Here is an 876-nt window from a genome sequence, read left to right as displayed (position 1 = left end):
GGTCTCCCCATGCGAGAGTAGGGAACTGCCAGGCATCCAATAAGACAAAAAGGCCATCCTTACGGATGGCCTTTTTGTTTCTATAATTTAAACTACCACTACCACTACCACTACCACTACCACTACCACTACCACTCAGTTCCAAGCTATCGCTTGCGATCCTACAGGTTTCCCTGTTGTCGAATAACCTGTAAAAATTTTTAAAGCCATGCCGAAGATAACGTTCACCTGCTTCAGTGAGTGCTTCAATAATAACTTCATCACGCCGGGCAGCCGGCTGATAGAAAAAGACCGCCTTAGTGATAATGTCCTACATGCCAGGCGTGTATTCATAGTAAACTACGGTGTTAGATAATGAGCGAGCGAGTTTAAAGCTTTTGTCTATCACATCCTTGAGCCCCCTGCATTCCAGACTTAACTCAGCAAAAATTTGCTTCAATCGACGGTTTTCATCTTCCATATCTTCGATTTCTTTGATATTAGAAATAGCCGTCCCGCCAAATTTAGCTTTCCAGTTATAGTAACTAGCTTATGAAATGGCGGCTTCCCGTCAAACATTTTTTACCGTTCTGCCGGTTTCAATAGATTTCAAAATGGTAATGATCTAGTGTTAAGTGAATTGTACTTAACGCATAGCGATTTTCTCATCGGGATAATCTTAGTGTGCCACCAGGTCTCTAAAAGTGAATAGTTTTTTTGCCGGGATACTTATAAACAGGCGCATAATTTTACATTCACGTATGCTCAAATGGGAGATTGGAGGCAGGGTTTATTGGGTTTTTGGCGAATACATAACTTACTGGTAATGACTCCAATTTATTGATAGTGCTTTATCGTGAGGTAGTACCCGATGACCTTATCATGCAACTCCACCGA

Annotated in this window: 1 pseudogene; it reads right to left on the bottom strand. The window is 41.7% G+C overall.

Annotated elements, in window-relative coordinates:
• Window positions 1–167 precede the first annotated feature (167 nt).
• Window positions 168–604: pseudogene (locus HH682_RS15930) on the bottom strand (transposase); the annotation flags it as partial.
• Window positions 605–876 lie beyond the last annotated feature (272 nt).

Source organism: Rosenbergiella gaditana, assembly GCF_018494065.1.
GTDB classification, from domain to species: domain Bacteria; phylum Pseudomonadota; class Gammaproteobacteria; order Enterobacterales; family Enterobacteriaceae; genus Rosenbergiella; species Rosenbergiella gaditana.
Note: the sequence above shows the minus strand (reverse complement) of the source record. Positions and strands in the feature narration are given on the sequence as shown.